General features: G+C 72.9%; 13 protein-coding genes and 1 tRNA gene. 9 read left to right on the forward strand and 5 right to left on the reverse strand.

The window, feature by feature from the left end:
• Window positions 1–45: 45 nt before the first annotated feature.
• From ACF1ED_RS22540 to ACF1ED_RS22555, 4 genes are all read right to left on the reverse strand, one after another.
• Window positions 46–423 (reverse strand): VOC family protein, encoded by a 378-nt coding sequence (locus ACF1ED_RS22540; RefSeq protein ID WP_391763113.1) that lies wholly within the window; start codon window positions 421–423, stop codon window positions 46–48.
• Window positions 424–432: 9 nt separating this feature from the next.
• Complete coding sequence (locus tag ACF1ED_RS22545) at window positions 433–1,395, reverse strand: cellulose-binding protein (RefSeq protein WP_391763115.1); 963 nt, start codon at window positions 1,393–1,395, stop codon at window positions 433–435.
• Between the two features lie 155 nt (window positions 1,396–1,550).
• Window positions 1,551–4,064, reverse strand: a complete 2,514-nt coding sequence (locus ACF1ED_RS22550) for an SUKH-4 family immunity protein (RefSeq protein ID WP_391763117.1) — start codon at window positions 4,062–4,064, stop codon at window positions 1,551–1,553.
• 7 nt (window positions 4,065–4,071) lie between these two features.
• Window positions 4,072–5,070 carry an SMI1/KNR4 family protein gene (locus tag ACF1ED_RS22555; protein WP_391763119.1) on the reverse strand — a complete coding sequence of 333 codons (999 nt, stop codon included), beginning with the start codon at window positions 5,068–5,070 and terminating at the stop codon, window positions 4,072–4,074.
• A 307-nt stretch (window positions 5,071–5,377) separates the two neighbouring features.
• Between ACF1ED_RS22555 and ACF1ED_RS22560 the strand changes: the two genes are divergently transcribed.
• Window positions 5,378–5,881, forward strand: coding sequence for a YwqJ-related putative deaminase (locus tag ACF1ED_RS22560; RefSeq protein ID WP_391763121.1), 504 nt, complete (start codon window positions 5,378–5,380; stop codon window positions 5,879–5,881).
• A gap of 8 nt (window positions 5,882–5,889) precedes the next feature.
• Window positions 5,890–6,372, forward strand: coding sequence for an SUKH-3 domain-containing protein (locus ACF1ED_RS22565; protein ID WP_391763123.1), 483 nt, complete (start codon window positions 5,890–5,892; stop codon window positions 6,370–6,372).
• A 3-nt stretch (window positions 6,373–6,375) separates the two neighbouring features.
• On the opposite strand, the gene ACF1ED_RS22570 is transcribed toward ACF1ED_RS22565, so the two are convergent.
• Window positions 6,376–7,683 carry a sensor histidine kinase gene (locus ACF1ED_RS22570; protein ID WP_391763125.1) on the reverse strand — a complete coding sequence of 436 codons (1,308 nt, stop codon included), beginning with the start codon at window positions 7,681–7,683 and terminating at the stop codon, window positions 6,376–6,378.
• Window positions 7,684–7,811: 128 nt separating this feature from the next.
• On the opposite strand from ACF1ED_RS22570, the gene ACF1ED_RS22575 reads away from it, so the two are divergent.
• From ACF1ED_RS22575 to ACF1ED_RS22605, 7 genes are all read left to right on the forward strand, one after another.
• Window positions 7,812–8,669 (forward strand): hypothetical protein, encoded by an 858-nt coding sequence (locus tag ACF1ED_RS22575; protein WP_391763127.1) that lies wholly within the window; start codon window positions 7,812–7,814, stop codon window positions 8,667–8,669.
• A 29-nt stretch (window positions 8,670–8,698) separates the two neighbouring features.
• A tRNA-Gln gene (locus ACF1ED_RS22580) sits at window positions 8,699–8,770 on the forward strand.
• A gap of 121 nt (window positions 8,771–8,891) precedes the next feature.
• Window positions 8,892–10,379, forward strand: a complete 1,488-nt coding sequence (gene glmU / locus ACF1ED_RS22585; protein ID WP_391763129.1) for a bifunctional UDP-N-acetylglucosamine diphosphorylase/glucosamine-1-phosphate N-acetyltransferase GlmU — start codon at window positions 8,892–8,894, stop codon at window positions 10,377–10,379.
• A 130-nt stretch (window positions 10,380–10,509) separates the two neighbouring features.
• Window positions 10,510–11,484, forward strand: coding sequence for a ribose-phosphate diphosphokinase (locus ACF1ED_RS22590; RefSeq protein WP_043227344.1), 975 nt, complete (start codon window positions 10,510–10,512; stop codon window positions 11,482–11,484).
• 248 nt (window positions 11,485–11,732) lie between these two features.
• Window positions 11,733–12,323, forward strand: coding sequence for a 50S ribosomal protein L25/general stress protein Ctc (locus ACF1ED_RS22595; protein ID WP_391763132.1), 591 nt, complete (start codon window positions 11,733–11,735; stop codon window positions 12,321–12,323).
• A gap of 80 nt (window positions 12,324–12,403) precedes the next feature.
• Window positions 12,404–13,006 (forward strand): aminoacyl-tRNA hydrolase, encoded by a 603-nt coding sequence (gene pth / locus ACF1ED_RS22600; RefSeq protein WP_391763134.1) that lies wholly within the window; start codon window positions 12,404–12,406, stop codon window positions 13,004–13,006.
• 39 nt (window positions 13,007–13,045) lie between these two features.
• Window positions 13,046–13,489, forward strand: coding sequence for a hypothetical protein (locus tag ACF1ED_RS22605; RefSeq protein WP_391763136.1), 444 nt, complete (start codon window positions 13,046–13,048; stop codon window positions 13,487–13,489).
• Window positions 13,490–13,606 lie beyond the last annotated feature (117 nt).

Below are 13,606 nucleotides of genomic sequence, written 5' to 3' on the forward strand. Positions count from 1 at the left end.
GGGTTCCCCTCCCCTTGATCGCCGGAGACTACCGCTCGCGGGCTTTCACGCGCCGCCCCGTTTCCGGGGCGAGACGCAGAAGGGGTGGCCGGCCGGGTCCAGGAGGACGCGCCAGCGGGCGGGGTCGGGCTGGGCCGGCGGGAGGGTGGCGCCGAGGGCGGTCAGGGCGGCGACCGCCTCGTCGAGGTCGTCCACCTCGAAGTCCAGGTGGAGCTGGGAGGGGACCCCGCCCGACGGCCAGGTCGGCGGGCGGTGGTCCTCGACCCGCTGGAAGCCCAGGACCGGGCCGTCGTCGTCGACGAGGCCCGCGAAGTCGGCGCCGGAGCGCTCGTGCAGGGGCAGCCCCGTGGCCTTCGCGTAGAAACCGGCGAGGGCCAGGGGGTCGGCGCAGTCGAGGTTCACCGCCGTCAGGTTCATCCGCATGCGCGGAGACTACGGGCGGGGCTCGTCCCCGGACCCGGGGTTTTCGGCCGGGGCCCCCTCCGGGGCTTCCTCCGAAGCGTCCACCGGGTCATCCGGGGCCTCGGCCGGTTCCGCCGTCGCCGGGCGGCCCGTCAGGGCGGCCAGGGAGTTGCGGATGTGATCCATGTGGGAGTGGATCTCGTCGCGCGCCTCGTCGTGCTCGCGCAGCACCCGCTCCGTCCCGCGCTCCGTCCGCTCGGCCTTCATCCGGGCCTCCGCCAGGATCTCCGCGGCCTTCGCGTCGGCGTCCTCCTGGCCGTGCCTGGCCTCCTCCTCGGTGCGGGCGAGGACCCGGCGCGCCTCCTCCAGGCGGGCCTCGGCCTCCGCGATCCGCTCGGCGTGGCGGGCGTCCTGCGCGGCGGCGGCCGCCTCCGCGGCGCGGTCGGCCTCGGCGAGGCCGGTGCGGTGCTCCTCGGCCTGCCGGGCCAGGAGTCCGGCCGCGCGGTGCTCCGTCTCCCCGTACGCCTCCGCCGCCGCCGTCCTGGCGCCCTCGGCGTCCCTGCGGGCGATGGTGCCGAGCTCCTCGGCCCGCTCCCGCGCGGCCTCCAGGGTGGCGCGGGCCTTCGCCTCGGCCGCGGCCCGTACCCCTTCCGCGTAGGCGTCGGCGGCGTCCCGGGCCTCCTTCGCCGCCGCGTCGGCCGCCTCGGCGACGGCCTGCGCCTCGGCCTCGGCGGCGCGGACGAGCCGCTCGTCCTCCTGCTCCGCGAGCCCGAGGATCTGCTCGGCGGCCTCGCCCAGGGACTCGTACCGCTGCGGCTTCAGCGCCGCGACGGCCTCCCGCAGCGCGACCAGCTCCGCTTCCATCCGCTCGGCGAGGGCGGTGAGCCCCGCGGCCCGCTCCCCCGCCTCGTCGCGGTCCTCGGAGAGCGCGGCGAGGTAGCGGTCCACCTGCTCCGGGCGGTACCCCCGCCCCCGTCCGACGGCGAAACCCATCCTGGTGCCCCTTCCCTAGGTCCTACCAGGATGCGCCATAAGAACGGACAAAAGGCGCTCGATGTGATCACACATCGAGCGCCCTTCGTCACATTCCGTTCTCACGCAGCGTCAGATCGCACCCGGAAAGGCATCCGATCACACCCCGCACGGCGTCAGAGCAGCCCGTCCCACATCTGCTCCAGCAGCACCGACCACCAGTTCTCCGGCGACGACAGCGCCGCCGGGTCCAGCATCGCCAGCTGCGCCTGGAAGTCGACCGTCCACCGGCCCGCCTGCTCCGGCGTCAACCCGAACCGCAGCCGCCACATCCGCCCCAGCAGCGCCATCGACCGCGTGAACTCCGGCAGCCCCGTGTTCACGAACTGCGGCGGCACCGACGCCCCGCCCGGACCGGCCTCCACCGGCACCGCCACGATGTGCGCGGTCCCGTACTGGACGCAGATCGCCCGCCCGAAGTCCGAACCGAGCACCAGGTACGAGCTCGCGTCCGGCGCCGCCGGCACCTGACGCTGCTGCGCCAGCTCCGCCAGCGTCGGCACCACCGGCAGCGCCGGCTGCGCCCAGAAGAACGGCCCGAAGTCCGCCGGCAGCCCCGCCCACATGAGCGTCACCGCCACCAGCTCCGGCACGCCCTGCCGCGACACCGCCCGCTGGTCGAACCGGAGGATCCCCGGCCCGAACGCCCCCGCCAGCTCCTGCGCCACGGCCTCCGGCGGAACCGGCGGCGCCGGCTGCACCTGCGGCAGCGGAGCCCGGACCGGCGCGGGACGCGCCGGACCGTCCGCCACCTGGTGCAACTCGCCCTGATGCGTGAGGAGCTGCCGCATGCCCTGCTGCCGGCCCGCGTGGTCACGGCCGTACGGAGCGATGCTGGTGATCCGCGCCTGCGGCCACGTCTCGCGGATCATCCGCGCGCAGTAACCGCCGGGCAGCTCACAGGACTCCAGCTCCGTGTGCAGTTCGAGCACCTGCTGCGGCGGCACGCCGAGCCCGCGCAGCTCGTGCAGGATCTGCCACTCCGGATGCGGGGTGCCCGGCGCCGAACGCCGGATGATCTGCTGCTCCGAACCGTCCGGCGCCCGGTACCGCAGCACCGCCTGGTACCCGGGACCGACCGTCGGCACCCCGGCCGGCGGCTGCTGCGGATACCCGTAGGCAGGGCCGGGCCCCTGCGGAGCAGGAACCGGACCGGGAGTCCGCGGAGCCGCCGGAGCGGGCCCCGGCGGAGGCGGCGGCGCGCCCGGACCCGCGCCCGGACCGCCCGGACCCGGCTGGGCCAGCATCGTCGGCGCGTGCTCGATGCCGTGCGCCGGCGTCCCCGGCCCACCGGGAGCACCCGGCGGCGGAGGCGGAGGCGGCGGCACCGCCGCACCCGGACCACCCGGCCCCGGGTGCGCCAGCATCGTCGCCGCGTGGTGCACCGGCTGCGGCGGCGTCGCCGGACCCGGAGGCGCGGGCGGCGGAGGCGTCCCCGGCTGCCCCGGAACGGACGCGGGCCCGGGAGGCGGCACGGGACCCGGCGCGGGCGGCGGCGTCTGCGCCATCAGCTGCGTCGGCACGTACCCGGCCGCCGGCGCGGGCCCGCCCGAACCCGCACCCGGCACCCCCGGCGGAGGCGGCGGCGCGACCGGACCGGAAGCCGTCTTCTTCGGCGGCAGCGTCGCCTTGCTCGTCGCCGCGTCCGCGATGTCCCCGGCGCCCGGAAGAACCGGCGGAGCGGCCGGAGCCACCGGCGCACCCGGCGCACCCGGCCCACCGGGAACACCCGGCGACGGCGCGGCGGCCGGATCCAGCCGCGGCGCCACGGCCGTCTTCGGCAACGCGCTCCCGCCCTGCATCAGCGCCGTCGGCGCGTCCGCGCCCACCGACAGCGGCGGCGCGTCCTCGTCGTCGGCCCCCGACAGCGGCGGCGCGAACACCGTCGCCGGCAACGGCACGCCCTCCACCCCGCCGGAACTCGCGTTCGCGTCCGCCCACGGGCTCGCCGGAACGGCCGGAGCCGCCGGACCCGCCGGAACCCCGTCCATCGCCGTCGGCTCGTACGCCTCGTCCGACGCACCGGACGACACCGACGCCGACGCCGACGCATCCAGGGAAGCCAGCGGAATGGCCGCCGCGGGCGTCTCCGACCCGTCCGCGGAATCCGCCCCGGCCGACGACACCGACGCCGAACCCGAACCCGAACCCGGCACCGAAGCCGAACCCGACACGGACACCGGAGCAGAACCCGTCTCCGCGTCCGGCTCCGCCTCCCCCCGCTCCTCCTGCGAGGCGTTCGGCCGCTGCGGCAGACCGATCTTGTCCGCCGCGTCCTGCAACCACTCCGGCGGACTCAGCAGGAACGACGTCTGGTTCAGGTCGATCCGCGCCGCCGGCGCGGCCGGAGCCGGCACCGCCGCCTCCTCGGCGACCCCGTACTCCTCCTCGTACCGCCGGATCACCTCACCCACCGGCAGCCCCGGCCACAGCGTGGCCTCACCCGAATCCCGCGCGACCACCAGCCGCTGCCGGCCCGCGTCGGCCGTCGGACCGCCCTCGCGGCCCTCCGCCCACGCCACGAAACCCAGCGCGAACTCCCGCACCCGCACCTCCTGGTGCTGATACGGAGGCAGATCGCCGTTGATCCACTCCTCGGCGCGCTCCTGCGCCTGCGCGAACGTCACCACAGCCGGCTCACCCTCCCACCGGGACCACGGGCACGGCGCGCGCGAACCCGCCGTCCACCATCAGATTCGCCACCGTCTCCAGCTCCGGCGGATTGCCGGCCAGCCGCAGCAGGAACGCGTCGAAATCCTCACCACAGGGAAGCAGCAACCGCTCCACCCGCTCGTTCACCGACCAGCCCGCGGCCTCCTCGCCGGAATCCCGCACGTCGTCGTACGCGCAGAACCACATCGAACCGACACCGGCGCCCCGCACCTTCACCGCGACCAGACCACCCTGCACGAAGGCCACGCCCAGGTAGTCCTTCGTCAGGTGATCCCGCAGACACTTGTTGACGTAGACGAGGTCATTGACCCCCGCCTCCTCGCGCACCGTGAAGAACGGCTGGTCCACCAGCAGCCCCAGCTCCGCGTCGAGCGCCGCACCCACCGGCGCGCACCCGCCCGCCACCTTCAGGAACGAGCGGTACGCCCCCGGCAGCCGGTAACCGAGGTCCTCCTCGACACCCTGCAGCTGCTGCTCCGACACCGACATCCCGCTCTTCGGCAGCCCGAAGTGCACCGGACGGGTCTCCTGCAACGGCCGCGTACCCCGCTTCGCGTGGTCCACCAGCGCCGTCGCCACCCCACCGTGGTGCCGCAACAGCGCCTTCACCTCGACCGGCACCAGCTCCAGACGCCGCGAACCCGCCACGTGGTGCCACGTCCAGCCGTGCGGCGTCGCCACCGCCGGAATCGTGTCCCACAGCTCGTGACCGGTCGCCGCCATCGCCGCGTTCGCCGACACGTAGTCCGTCAGCCGCAGCTCGTCCACACCGAAACCCTCCGGCGGCTCCGCGATCTCCGCCGCCGCACGCGCGTACGGCGAGAAGTCCGGGAACCCCCGCTCGTCCACCCGCACCCCTCGCGGATGCCGGGAAGCGCGCACCGGATCCGGGAAACGCACGACCTGCCCGGCATAGGCCGCGTTCGGTGGCGCGGTGGACTGCCCGAGCCGACCTGTCGTCATGGCGGTTGCCCCCTGCATGGCGTCACTGGCTGCTACTGCTTGCTCCTGCTGCCGGACACCACTGCGCACAGCGCGCCCGACCGATCCCGCACAGCCTATGCGCTGCCACAAGCCCACGAACCGGCCGCGCCCCCACCGCCCCGCCCCGCACACCCACCGTCACCAACCGTCACGAACCCATGACGGGCCGACCACGGCTCCGACACACCGGCATGTCGAAACCCCCACCCAGCTTCCCCATATGGCTCCCTATTTGGCAGGCTGTGCACCGCAACTCGGGGGATTGCAGGAGGGGAAGACCAGCACCATGTACGCCAGCACGACGCCCACGCAGGGTGACCCACGCCTCAACTGGAGCAGCGACACCGACAACGGTCGCGCCCCCTTACTGCTCCACCGCCGCGACGGCATCCTCCCCGCCGTCGGGGCCGCCCTCTCCGTCCGCGGCGAGACCCTCACCTGCACGGCGGGCCGCGGCGAGACACCGCCCGTCCTCCACGCCCTCGTGCAGGACTTCCTCGACACGCTCACCAGCGGCCAGCGGGAACGCTTCACCGGACGATGTCCCGAGGCCATCCTGCTCTCCCGGCACCTCACCGCCGCCGAGAACAACCGCTCCAAGCGCGCCCAGCGCAAGCCCCTCACCCCCGGCGAGGCCCGCCGCAGCCTCAAGCACGCCAAGCTCACCGCACGGCGCATCCGCGAGGACGGCGACCCCCTGCACGGCAGCTACGCCGCACCCTGCCGCTCCTGCGCCGCCCTCCTCGACCACTTCGGCGTCCGCACCGTCAACCCCACCGAGAACGGCTGACCCGGCCCATGTCCGACACCACTCGCTTCCCCGTCAACGTCGACGCCGCCCTCCGCGACGCCGGCTGGCAGCCCGGACGCTGGGACATCAAGCTCGCCGAGGAATGGGCCGACACCCTCCGCGCCCACGTCTCCCCCGCCGGCCACCGCCACAGCGTCTTCCCCGCCGTCGTCGAGGCCTGGGCCGAATTCGGCGGACTCCACCTCACCGCCCCCGGCCACGGACGCCAGATAGCGCCCGCCGCCGTCCGCTTCGACCCCCTCGCCGGCCTCCACCTCGCCCGCACCCTCGCCGACCTCGGCCGCGCCCTCGGCACCGAACTCGCCCCCCTCGGCGAGGAGGGCGACCACCAGGCCGTCCTCGCCATGGACGCCGAAGGCCGCGTCTACAGCCTCGACCACGCCGGCGACTGGTACCTCGGCCGCGACATCGACGCCGCCCTCGCCACCCTCGTCACCGGCACCCGCCCCGCCCGCCTCACCACCGGCTGACCCTCACGCCTCCCGCACCGGAATCACCGCCGACACCTTGAAACCGCCGGCCTCCGTCGGCCCCGACACGAACACCCCGCCCAGCCGCGCGACCCGCTCCTTCATCCCCACCAGCCCGTTCCCACCGCTCGGCAGACCCGCGTCCGCCGCCCCCGCGTCCGACGGACCGTTCTCCACCTGCATCGCCACCTCGGCCCCCCGGTGCGCCAGCCGCACCACGACCTCCGCACCCGGCGCGTGCTTGTGCACGTTCGTCAGCGCCTCCTGCACCACCCGGTACGCCGTCCGCCCCACCTCCGGCGGATACGGACCCGGCTCCCCCAGCACCACCAGCTCCACCACCGCCCCCGCCAGCCTCGACTGCCGGCACAGGTCCTCTACGGCATCCAGCCCCGGCCCCTCCGTCGAAGCCGCCGCCTGTGCCGCCGCGGCCGCCGCCCGCCCCACCGCGGCCAGCGGCACCGCCGCCGGCGCCCCCGCGGGCACCTCCTCCCGCAGCACCCCCAGCATCTCCCGCAGCTCCGTCAACGCCTGCCGCCCCATGTCACCCACCAGCGCCGCGTTCCTCACCGCCTTCTGCGGATCCTTCAACGCCACCGCCTGCAACGCCGCCGCGTGCACCACCATCAACGACACCCGGTGCGCCACCACGTCGTGCATCTCCCGCGCGATCCGCCGCCGCTCCTCCTGCCGCGCCCACTGCGCCCGCTGCTCCGCCCGGTCCGCCAGCAGCGACAGCTCCTGCTCCAGCGAGTCCGCCCGCTCCCGCAGACTCTCCATCAGCCGCCGGCGCGCCCCTATGTAGAGCCCGAACAGCACCGGCGGCGCGTTCAGCCCCACCGTCATGAACAAGGCCATCACCGGCACGTACCAGGTGCTGGGATCGAAGTCGTCCGCCTGCGCGGCGATGTCCCGCCGCATCTCCACGGCCGTCACCACGAACACCGCGACCGTCGCCATCGCCGCCAGCACGGCCGTGTACCGCCGGGGCACCTCGGAGGCGGCCAGCGTGTACAGGCCGACGACCCCCATCAGGAAACCCATCTCGGCCGGCGCCACCGCGATCGACACCAGCACCACGGTGATCGGCCACCGCCGCCGCACCAGCAGCACGGACCCCACCAGGAACCCGAACACCGCCCCGGCCGCGTCCGGCACCCCCGCCCTCCCCGCGAACGCCACCCCCTCGGCGGCGCACTCCACCGCCGAAACCAGCGCCAGCCCCCCGTCGAGCACGACCCCCCGCCGCCGCGCCCACCACCACCACGTCCGCGCGCCCGGCGCGTCCCGATCTGCCCCCGTTGCGGTCATGCCCCCACCCTACGGGCGGCCCCCCGCGAAATCCGCAGGACGTCAACACCCCGCACACCAGTCCTTCGAACTGCTGAACCGCAGGAGTTTTCGACCCACCCGTCCGCATTCCGGACGACGCTCCTCCCATGACCGCAGAAATGAACCGCTACGCGGACTTCGAGGGCCTGCGCGCCCAGGCGGTGACCTTCCGCCGCGAGGGCCTCAGCCTCCGCCAGATCCGCGACCGCCTGAAGATCTTCAACAACGACCTCCTCCAGCGCCTCGTCAAGGGCGAACCCCCACCGGAGTGGACCAAGCGCCCCCGCGCCAAGGACGACCTCCGCGCCCGCGCCCGCGAACTCCGCCTCCAGGGCATGACCTACGACCAGATCCAGGTCGAACTGGGCTGCTCGAAGAGCTCGATCTCCCTGTGGGTACGGGACCTGCCGAAGCCGGAGCCGCGCTATACGGACGAGGAACGCCGGGCCCGGATGAACGCCGGGCTGGCCCGCCTCCGCTCCGCACAGGACGAGGCACGAGAGGAGACCAAGCGCCTCGCCCGAGAGTCGGTCGGCACCCTGTCGGACCGAGAACTGTTCCTCACCGGGGTCGCGCTCTACTGGGCCGAGGGCGCGAAGGACAAGCCGTACAGCCGGCGCGAGTCCCTCCACTTCATCAACAGCGACCCGAACGTCATCTCCCTCTACCTGCGGTGGCTGGACCTCCTGGGCGTCACCCGTGACCGCCTGCGCTTCCGCGTCAGCATCCACGAGACCGCCGATGTCACAGAGGCGGAGAAGTTCTGGGCGGAACTGGCCGGGGTCGACCGTTCGACATTCCAGAGGGCCACCCTCAAGCACCACAACCCACGGACCGTCCGGAAGAACACGTCCGGGGCGTACCGGGGGTGCCTGATCGTCTACGCGACGGGCAGCGCGGAGCTGTACCGTCGCATGGAAGGGGCCTGGTACGGCATAGTGGAGGCCGCCAGGGCACAAGACTGACGGACTGTCCGTTTTGACCCTATAAATTATCCCCTGTGGTGTAATCGGCAGCACTGGGACCTTTGGAGTCCTATGTCCAGGTTCGAGTCCTGGCGGGGGAGCCGCGGTACACAGCATCCAGCTCGGGCCCTGACCTCCCAGGTCAGGGCCCTTCCTCATGGCCGCCCCCTGACGCCCCGGTATCCTTCGTGCGTCCACCACCCAAAGCCGAAGGGCATATCCGTGAGCGCCAACCGCCCCCAAGTTCTCGGCTCCGCTCGAACAGGGGGGACCCCCTTGGCAGCCGTCATCGTCCTCGCAGCGGGTGAGGGCACCCGCATGAAGTCCAAGACCCCCAAGGTCCTGCACGAGATCGCCGGGCGTTCGCTCGTCGGGCACGTCGTGTCCGCCGCGCGCGAGCTGGAGCCCGAGCACCTCGTCGTGGTCGTGGGGCACGCGCGTGAGCAGGTGCGGGGGCACCTGGAGGAGGTGTACCCGGGGACCCGTACCGCCGTGCAGGAGGAGCAGAACGGCACCGGGCACGCGGTGCGGATGGCGCTGGAGGAGCTGGGCGCGGCGCCCGAGGGGACCGTGGTCGTGGTGTGCGGCGACACGCCGCTGCTGTCCGGGGCGACGCTGAAGGCGCTGGCCGAGACGCACGCCGGCGACGGGAACGCCGTGACCGTGCTGACCGCCGAGGTGCCGGACGCCACCGGCTACGGGCGGATCGTGCGGGACCTGGCGACCGGTGCCGTGACGGCGATCGTCGAGCACAAGGACGCCTCCCCCGGCCAGCTGGACATCCGCGAGATCAACTCCGGCGTGTTCGCCTTCGACGGCGCGCTGCTCGCCGAGGCGATCAAGCAGCTGCGCACGGACAACAGCCAGGGCGAGGAGTACCTCACCGACGTGCTGTCGATCCTGCGCGAGGCCGGGCACCGGGTCGGCGCCTCCGTGGCCGCCGACCACCGCGAGATCCTCGGCATCAACAACCGGGTGCAGCTCGCCGAGGCGCGCGCGCTGCTGAACCAGCGCCTGCTGGAGGCCGCGATGACGGCCGGCGTGACCGTGGTCGACCCGTCGTCCGTCCTCGTGGACGTGACCGTGACGTTCGAGCCGGACGCCGTGATCCACCCGGGTACGCAGCTGCTGGGCGCGACGCACGTCGGCGAGGACGCCGAGGTCGGGCCGAACACGCGGCTGACGGACACCGTCGTGGGCCGGGGCGCGCGGGTGGACAACGCGGTGGCCGTCTCCGCCGAGATCGGCGACGGCGCCTCCGTGGGGCCGTACGCCTACCTGCGTCCGGGCTCGAAGCTCGGGGCGAAGTCGAAGGTCGGCACCTACGTCGAGACGAAGAACGCGACGCTGGGCGAGGGCACCAAGGTCCCCCACCTGTCGTACGTGGGCGACGCGACGATCGGCGAGTACTCGAACATCGGTGCCGCGAGCGTGTTCGTGAACTACGACGGCGTGGCGAAGCACCACACGACGATCGGGTCCCACTGCCGGACCGGGTCGGACAACATGTTTGTGGCTCCCGTCACGATCGGGGACGGGGTCTACACCGCCGCCGGGTCCGTGATCACGAAGGACGTGCCGTCGGGCGCGCTGGCCGTCGCCCGGGGCCAGCAGCGGAATATCGAGGGCTGGGTCGCCCGGAAGCGGCCCGGCAGCGCCGCCGCGAACGCGGCCGAGGCGGCTTCGGAAGGGTCCGCCGGCGAAAGCTGACCGGAAACAGGTACGTCGAACGAGGCGTACCGTGATACGTGCACACAAATTCGGCTGGTTCGCACACGCGTCCGGGGGTACCGGGAGCGCGGGTCTTGCGGCCAGAGAACACGTCTGAGGAGACAGTGCTGTGACCGGGATCAAGACGACCGGCGAGAAGAAGCTGATGCTCTTCTCCGGCCGCGCCCACCCCGAGCTGGCCGAGGAGGTCGCGCACCAGCTGGGCGTCGGTCTCGTTCCCACCAAGGCGTTCGACTTCGCCAACGGTGAGATCTACGTCCGCTTCCAGGAGTCGGCCCGCGGTGCGGACTGCTTCCTGATCCAGAGCCACACGGCTCCGATCAACAAGTGGATCATGGAGCAGCTGATCATGATCGATGCTCTGAAGCGGGCCTCGGCCCGGAGCATCACCGTGATCGTCCCGTCGTACGGCTACGCCCGTCAGGACAAGAAGCACCGCGGTCGCGAGCCGATCTCGGCCCGTCTGGTGGCGGACCTGATGAAGACGGCCGGCGCGGACCGGATCCTGACCGTGGACCTGCACACGGACCAGATCCAGGGCTTCTTCGACGGCCCCGTCGACCACCTGTCGGCGCTGCCGGTCCTCGCGGACTACGTGGGCACCAAGGTCGACCGCGAGAAGCTGACGATCGTCTCCCCGGACGCGGGCCGCGTGCGGGTCGCCGACCGCTGGTGCGACCGTCTGGACGCGCCGCTGGCGATCGTGCACAAGCGCCGTGACAAGGACGTCGCCAACCAGGTGACCGTCCACGAGGTCGTCGGTGACGTGAAGGGCCGCGTCTGCGTCCTGGTGGACGACATGGTCGACACCGGCGGCACGATCTGCGCGGCGGCCGAGGCGCTCTTCGCGCACGGCGCCGAGGACGTCATCGTGACGGCCACGCACGGCATCCTGTCGGGTCCGGCGGCGGACCGCCTGAAGAACTCCAAGGTGAGCGAGTTCGTCTTCACGGACACGCTGCCGGTGCCGGGTGCCCTGGAGCTGGACAAGATCACGGTGCTGTCGATCGCGCCGACGATCGCGCGCGCGGTGCGCGAGGTGTTCGAGGACGGTTCGGTGACGAGCCTCTTCGAGGAGCACTGAGCCGCCCCGTTCCCGTGCCGGAGGGCCGTCTTCCCCGTTCGGGGGAGGCGGCCCTCCGCCGTCGCCGGGTCCGTGATCCATTTGGGGGGCCGGGGGCGGGCGGGTAGACTGCACAGGTTGCTCGGCGAGGGAGGCCGGTACCCGTTCAGGGTCGGCGCTCCGTTATCGACGCGCTCTTCGTAGCAGGCCATCGCCAGTCGGCGGCCGGGTGACAGTCACGACCGTCACCACCCCTACGAGGAGTGCACATGTCCGAGGTCAAGCTCGCCGCCGCCGTCCGTACCGAGTTCGGCAAGGGTGCCGCCCGCAAGATCCGCCGCGCCGCCGCCGTTCCGGCCGTCCTCTACGGTCACGGCACGGACCCGGTCCACCTGACGCTGCCGGCCCACGAGACCGCGATGGCGCTTCGTACCCCGAACGTCCTGCTGTCCCTGGAGATCGAGGGCAAGGGTTCCGAGCTGGCCATCCCGAAGGCCGCCCAGCGCGACCCGCTGAAGGGCAGCCTGGAGCACGTCGACCTCATCCTCGTGAACCGCGGCGAGAAGGTCACCGTCGAGATCGTCGTCGAGACCGAGGGCGACCTGGCCCCGGGCGCCTTCCTGGTCGAGAACGTGCTGAACACGCTCTCCGTCGAGGCCGAGGCCACCCACATCCCGGAGTCCGTCACGGTCTCCATCGAGGGTCTGTCCGCCGGTGACTCGGTCCACGCCAAGGACATCGCGCTGCCGAAGGGCACCACCCTGGTGACCGACCCCGAGGCCGTCGTCATCCAGATCCTGGCCGCCCAGGCCGAGGAGCCGGCCGCGGAGTCCGCCGAGGGCGAGTCCGCCGAGGCCTGAGCCGTAGGCTCTTGTCCGACGTGACGGGGTGACGGGCCGTGCGGCCCGTCACCCCGTTTCTCTTTTTCGCTGACGAGGAGATGGCGATGACCGACGACGCGAACGCGCCCTGGCTGATCGTCGGCCTGGGCAATCCGGGGCCGGAGTACGCGGGCAACCGCCACAACATCGGCTTCATGGTGGTGGACCTGCTGGCGGAGCGGATCGGCGGGAAGTTCAAGCGGGCGCAGAAGGCGCAGGCACAGGTCGTGGAGGGCCGGCTGGGGCCGGTGGGTCCGGCCAACCGGCGGGTGGTGCTGGCGAAGCCGATGTCGTACATGAACCTGTCCGGCGGGCCGGTGACGGCGCTGCGGGACTTCTACAAGGTGCCGACCGCGCACGTGCTGGCGGTCCACGACGAGCTGGACATCGACTACGCGACGCTGCGGCTGAAGCTCGGCGGCGGGGACAACGGGCACAACGGCCTGAAGTCGATGACGAAGTCGATGGGGCCCGACTACCACCGGGTGCGGTGCGGGATCGGGCGTCCGCCGGGCCGGATGCAGGTGGCGGACTTCGTGCTGAAGGACTTCTCCTCGACGGAGCGCAAGGAGCTGGACTGGTTCGTGGACCGGTCGGCGGACGCGGTGGAGTGTCTGGTGACCGAGGGTCTGGAGCGGGCGCAGTCGGCGTACAACTCCTGAGCCCGGCCTTCCGGCCGTACGACTGTACGATCGCGGGTCATGACGCACGTCCGTAACGCCGCCATGGTCCTCGTCGCCGTCCTGCTCGTGGTCGCGGGGGTGTGGGCGTCGTGGGGTGCGGCGCAGCACGTCCTGCTGGCGAAGGGGCGCGAGCACGGGACGCTGACGGTGACGGGGTGCACGGACGAGCGGTGCGGCGGGACGTACGCGCCGGAGGATCCGGGGTCGTCGCGGCGGACGCTGACGATCGGGCGGTCGGTGGCGGCGGGGCCGGGGTCGGTGATCCCGGTGGTGGTGAAGCCGGGGACGGACGAGGGGGTACGGACCGGCTGGGGCGGCGGGCTGCACGCGTGGCTGCCGCTGGGCGGGGCGCTGGTGCTGGCCGCGCCGCTGGTGGCGGGGGGTCTGCGGTTGCGGCGGACGGCCTGGTCGCTGGCGGGGGCGGGGGCGGCGCTGTGGGTGGCGGCCTTCCTGGCGCTGTGAGGGGCGCCCGGCCGGGGTCGGATACCGCCGGTTTCCGGCGGGATCGTTATGGGCCTCTGGGTTAAGGGCGGCTTAAAGGGGCGGATAGGCTGCGAGCGCCACCTCCCACGGCATCCC

Origin of the sequence: Streptomyces sp. NPDC014656 (genome assembly GCF_043084305.1) — a bacterium.
Lineage (GTDB): Bacteria > Actinomycetota > Actinomycetes > Streptomycetales > Streptomycetaceae > Streptomyces.

Bases quoted from the DNA above. Each gene is read 5' to 3' on its own strand.
- ACF1ED_RS22540 (WP_391763113.1), bottom strand. From the start codon at position 423: ATGCGGATGAACCTGACGGCGGTGAACCTCGACTGCGCCGACCCCCTG.
- ACF1ED_RS22545 (WP_391763115.1), bottom strand. From the start codon at position 1,395: ATGGGTTTCGCCGTCGGACGGGGGCGGGGGTACCGCCCGGAGCAGGTG.
- ACF1ED_RS22555 (WP_391763119.1), bottom strand. From the start codon at position 5,070: ATGACGACAGGTCGGCTCGGGCAGTCCACCGCGCCACCGAACGCGGCC.
- ACF1ED_RS22560 (WP_391763121.1), top strand. From the start codon at position 5,378: ATGTACGCCAGCACGACGCCCACGCAGGGTGACCCACGCCTCAACTGG.
- ACF1ED_RS22565 (WP_391763123.1), top strand. From the start codon at position 5,890: ATGTCCGACACCACTCGCTTCCCCGTCAACGTCGACGCCGCCCTCCGC.
- ACF1ED_RS22570 (WP_391763125.1), bottom strand. From the start codon at position 7,683: ATGACCGCAACGGGGGCAGATCGGGACGCGCCGGGCGCGCGGACGTGG.
- ACF1ED_RS22575 (WP_391763127.1), top strand. From the start codon at position 7,812: ATGACCGCAGAAATGAACCGCTACGCGGACTTCGAGGGCCTGCGCGCC.
- ACF1ED_RS22595 (WP_391763132.1), top strand. From the start codon at position 11,733: ATGTCCGAGGTCAAGCTCGCCGCCGCCGTCCGTACCGAGTTCGGCAAG.
- pth (WP_391763134.1), top strand. From the start codon at position 12,404: ATGGCGATGACCGACGACGCGAACGCGCCCTGGCTGATCGTCGGCCTG.
- ACF1ED_RS22605 (WP_391763136.1), top strand. From the start codon at position 13,046: ATGACGCACGTCCGTAACGCCGCCATGGTCCTCGTCGCCGTCCTGCTC.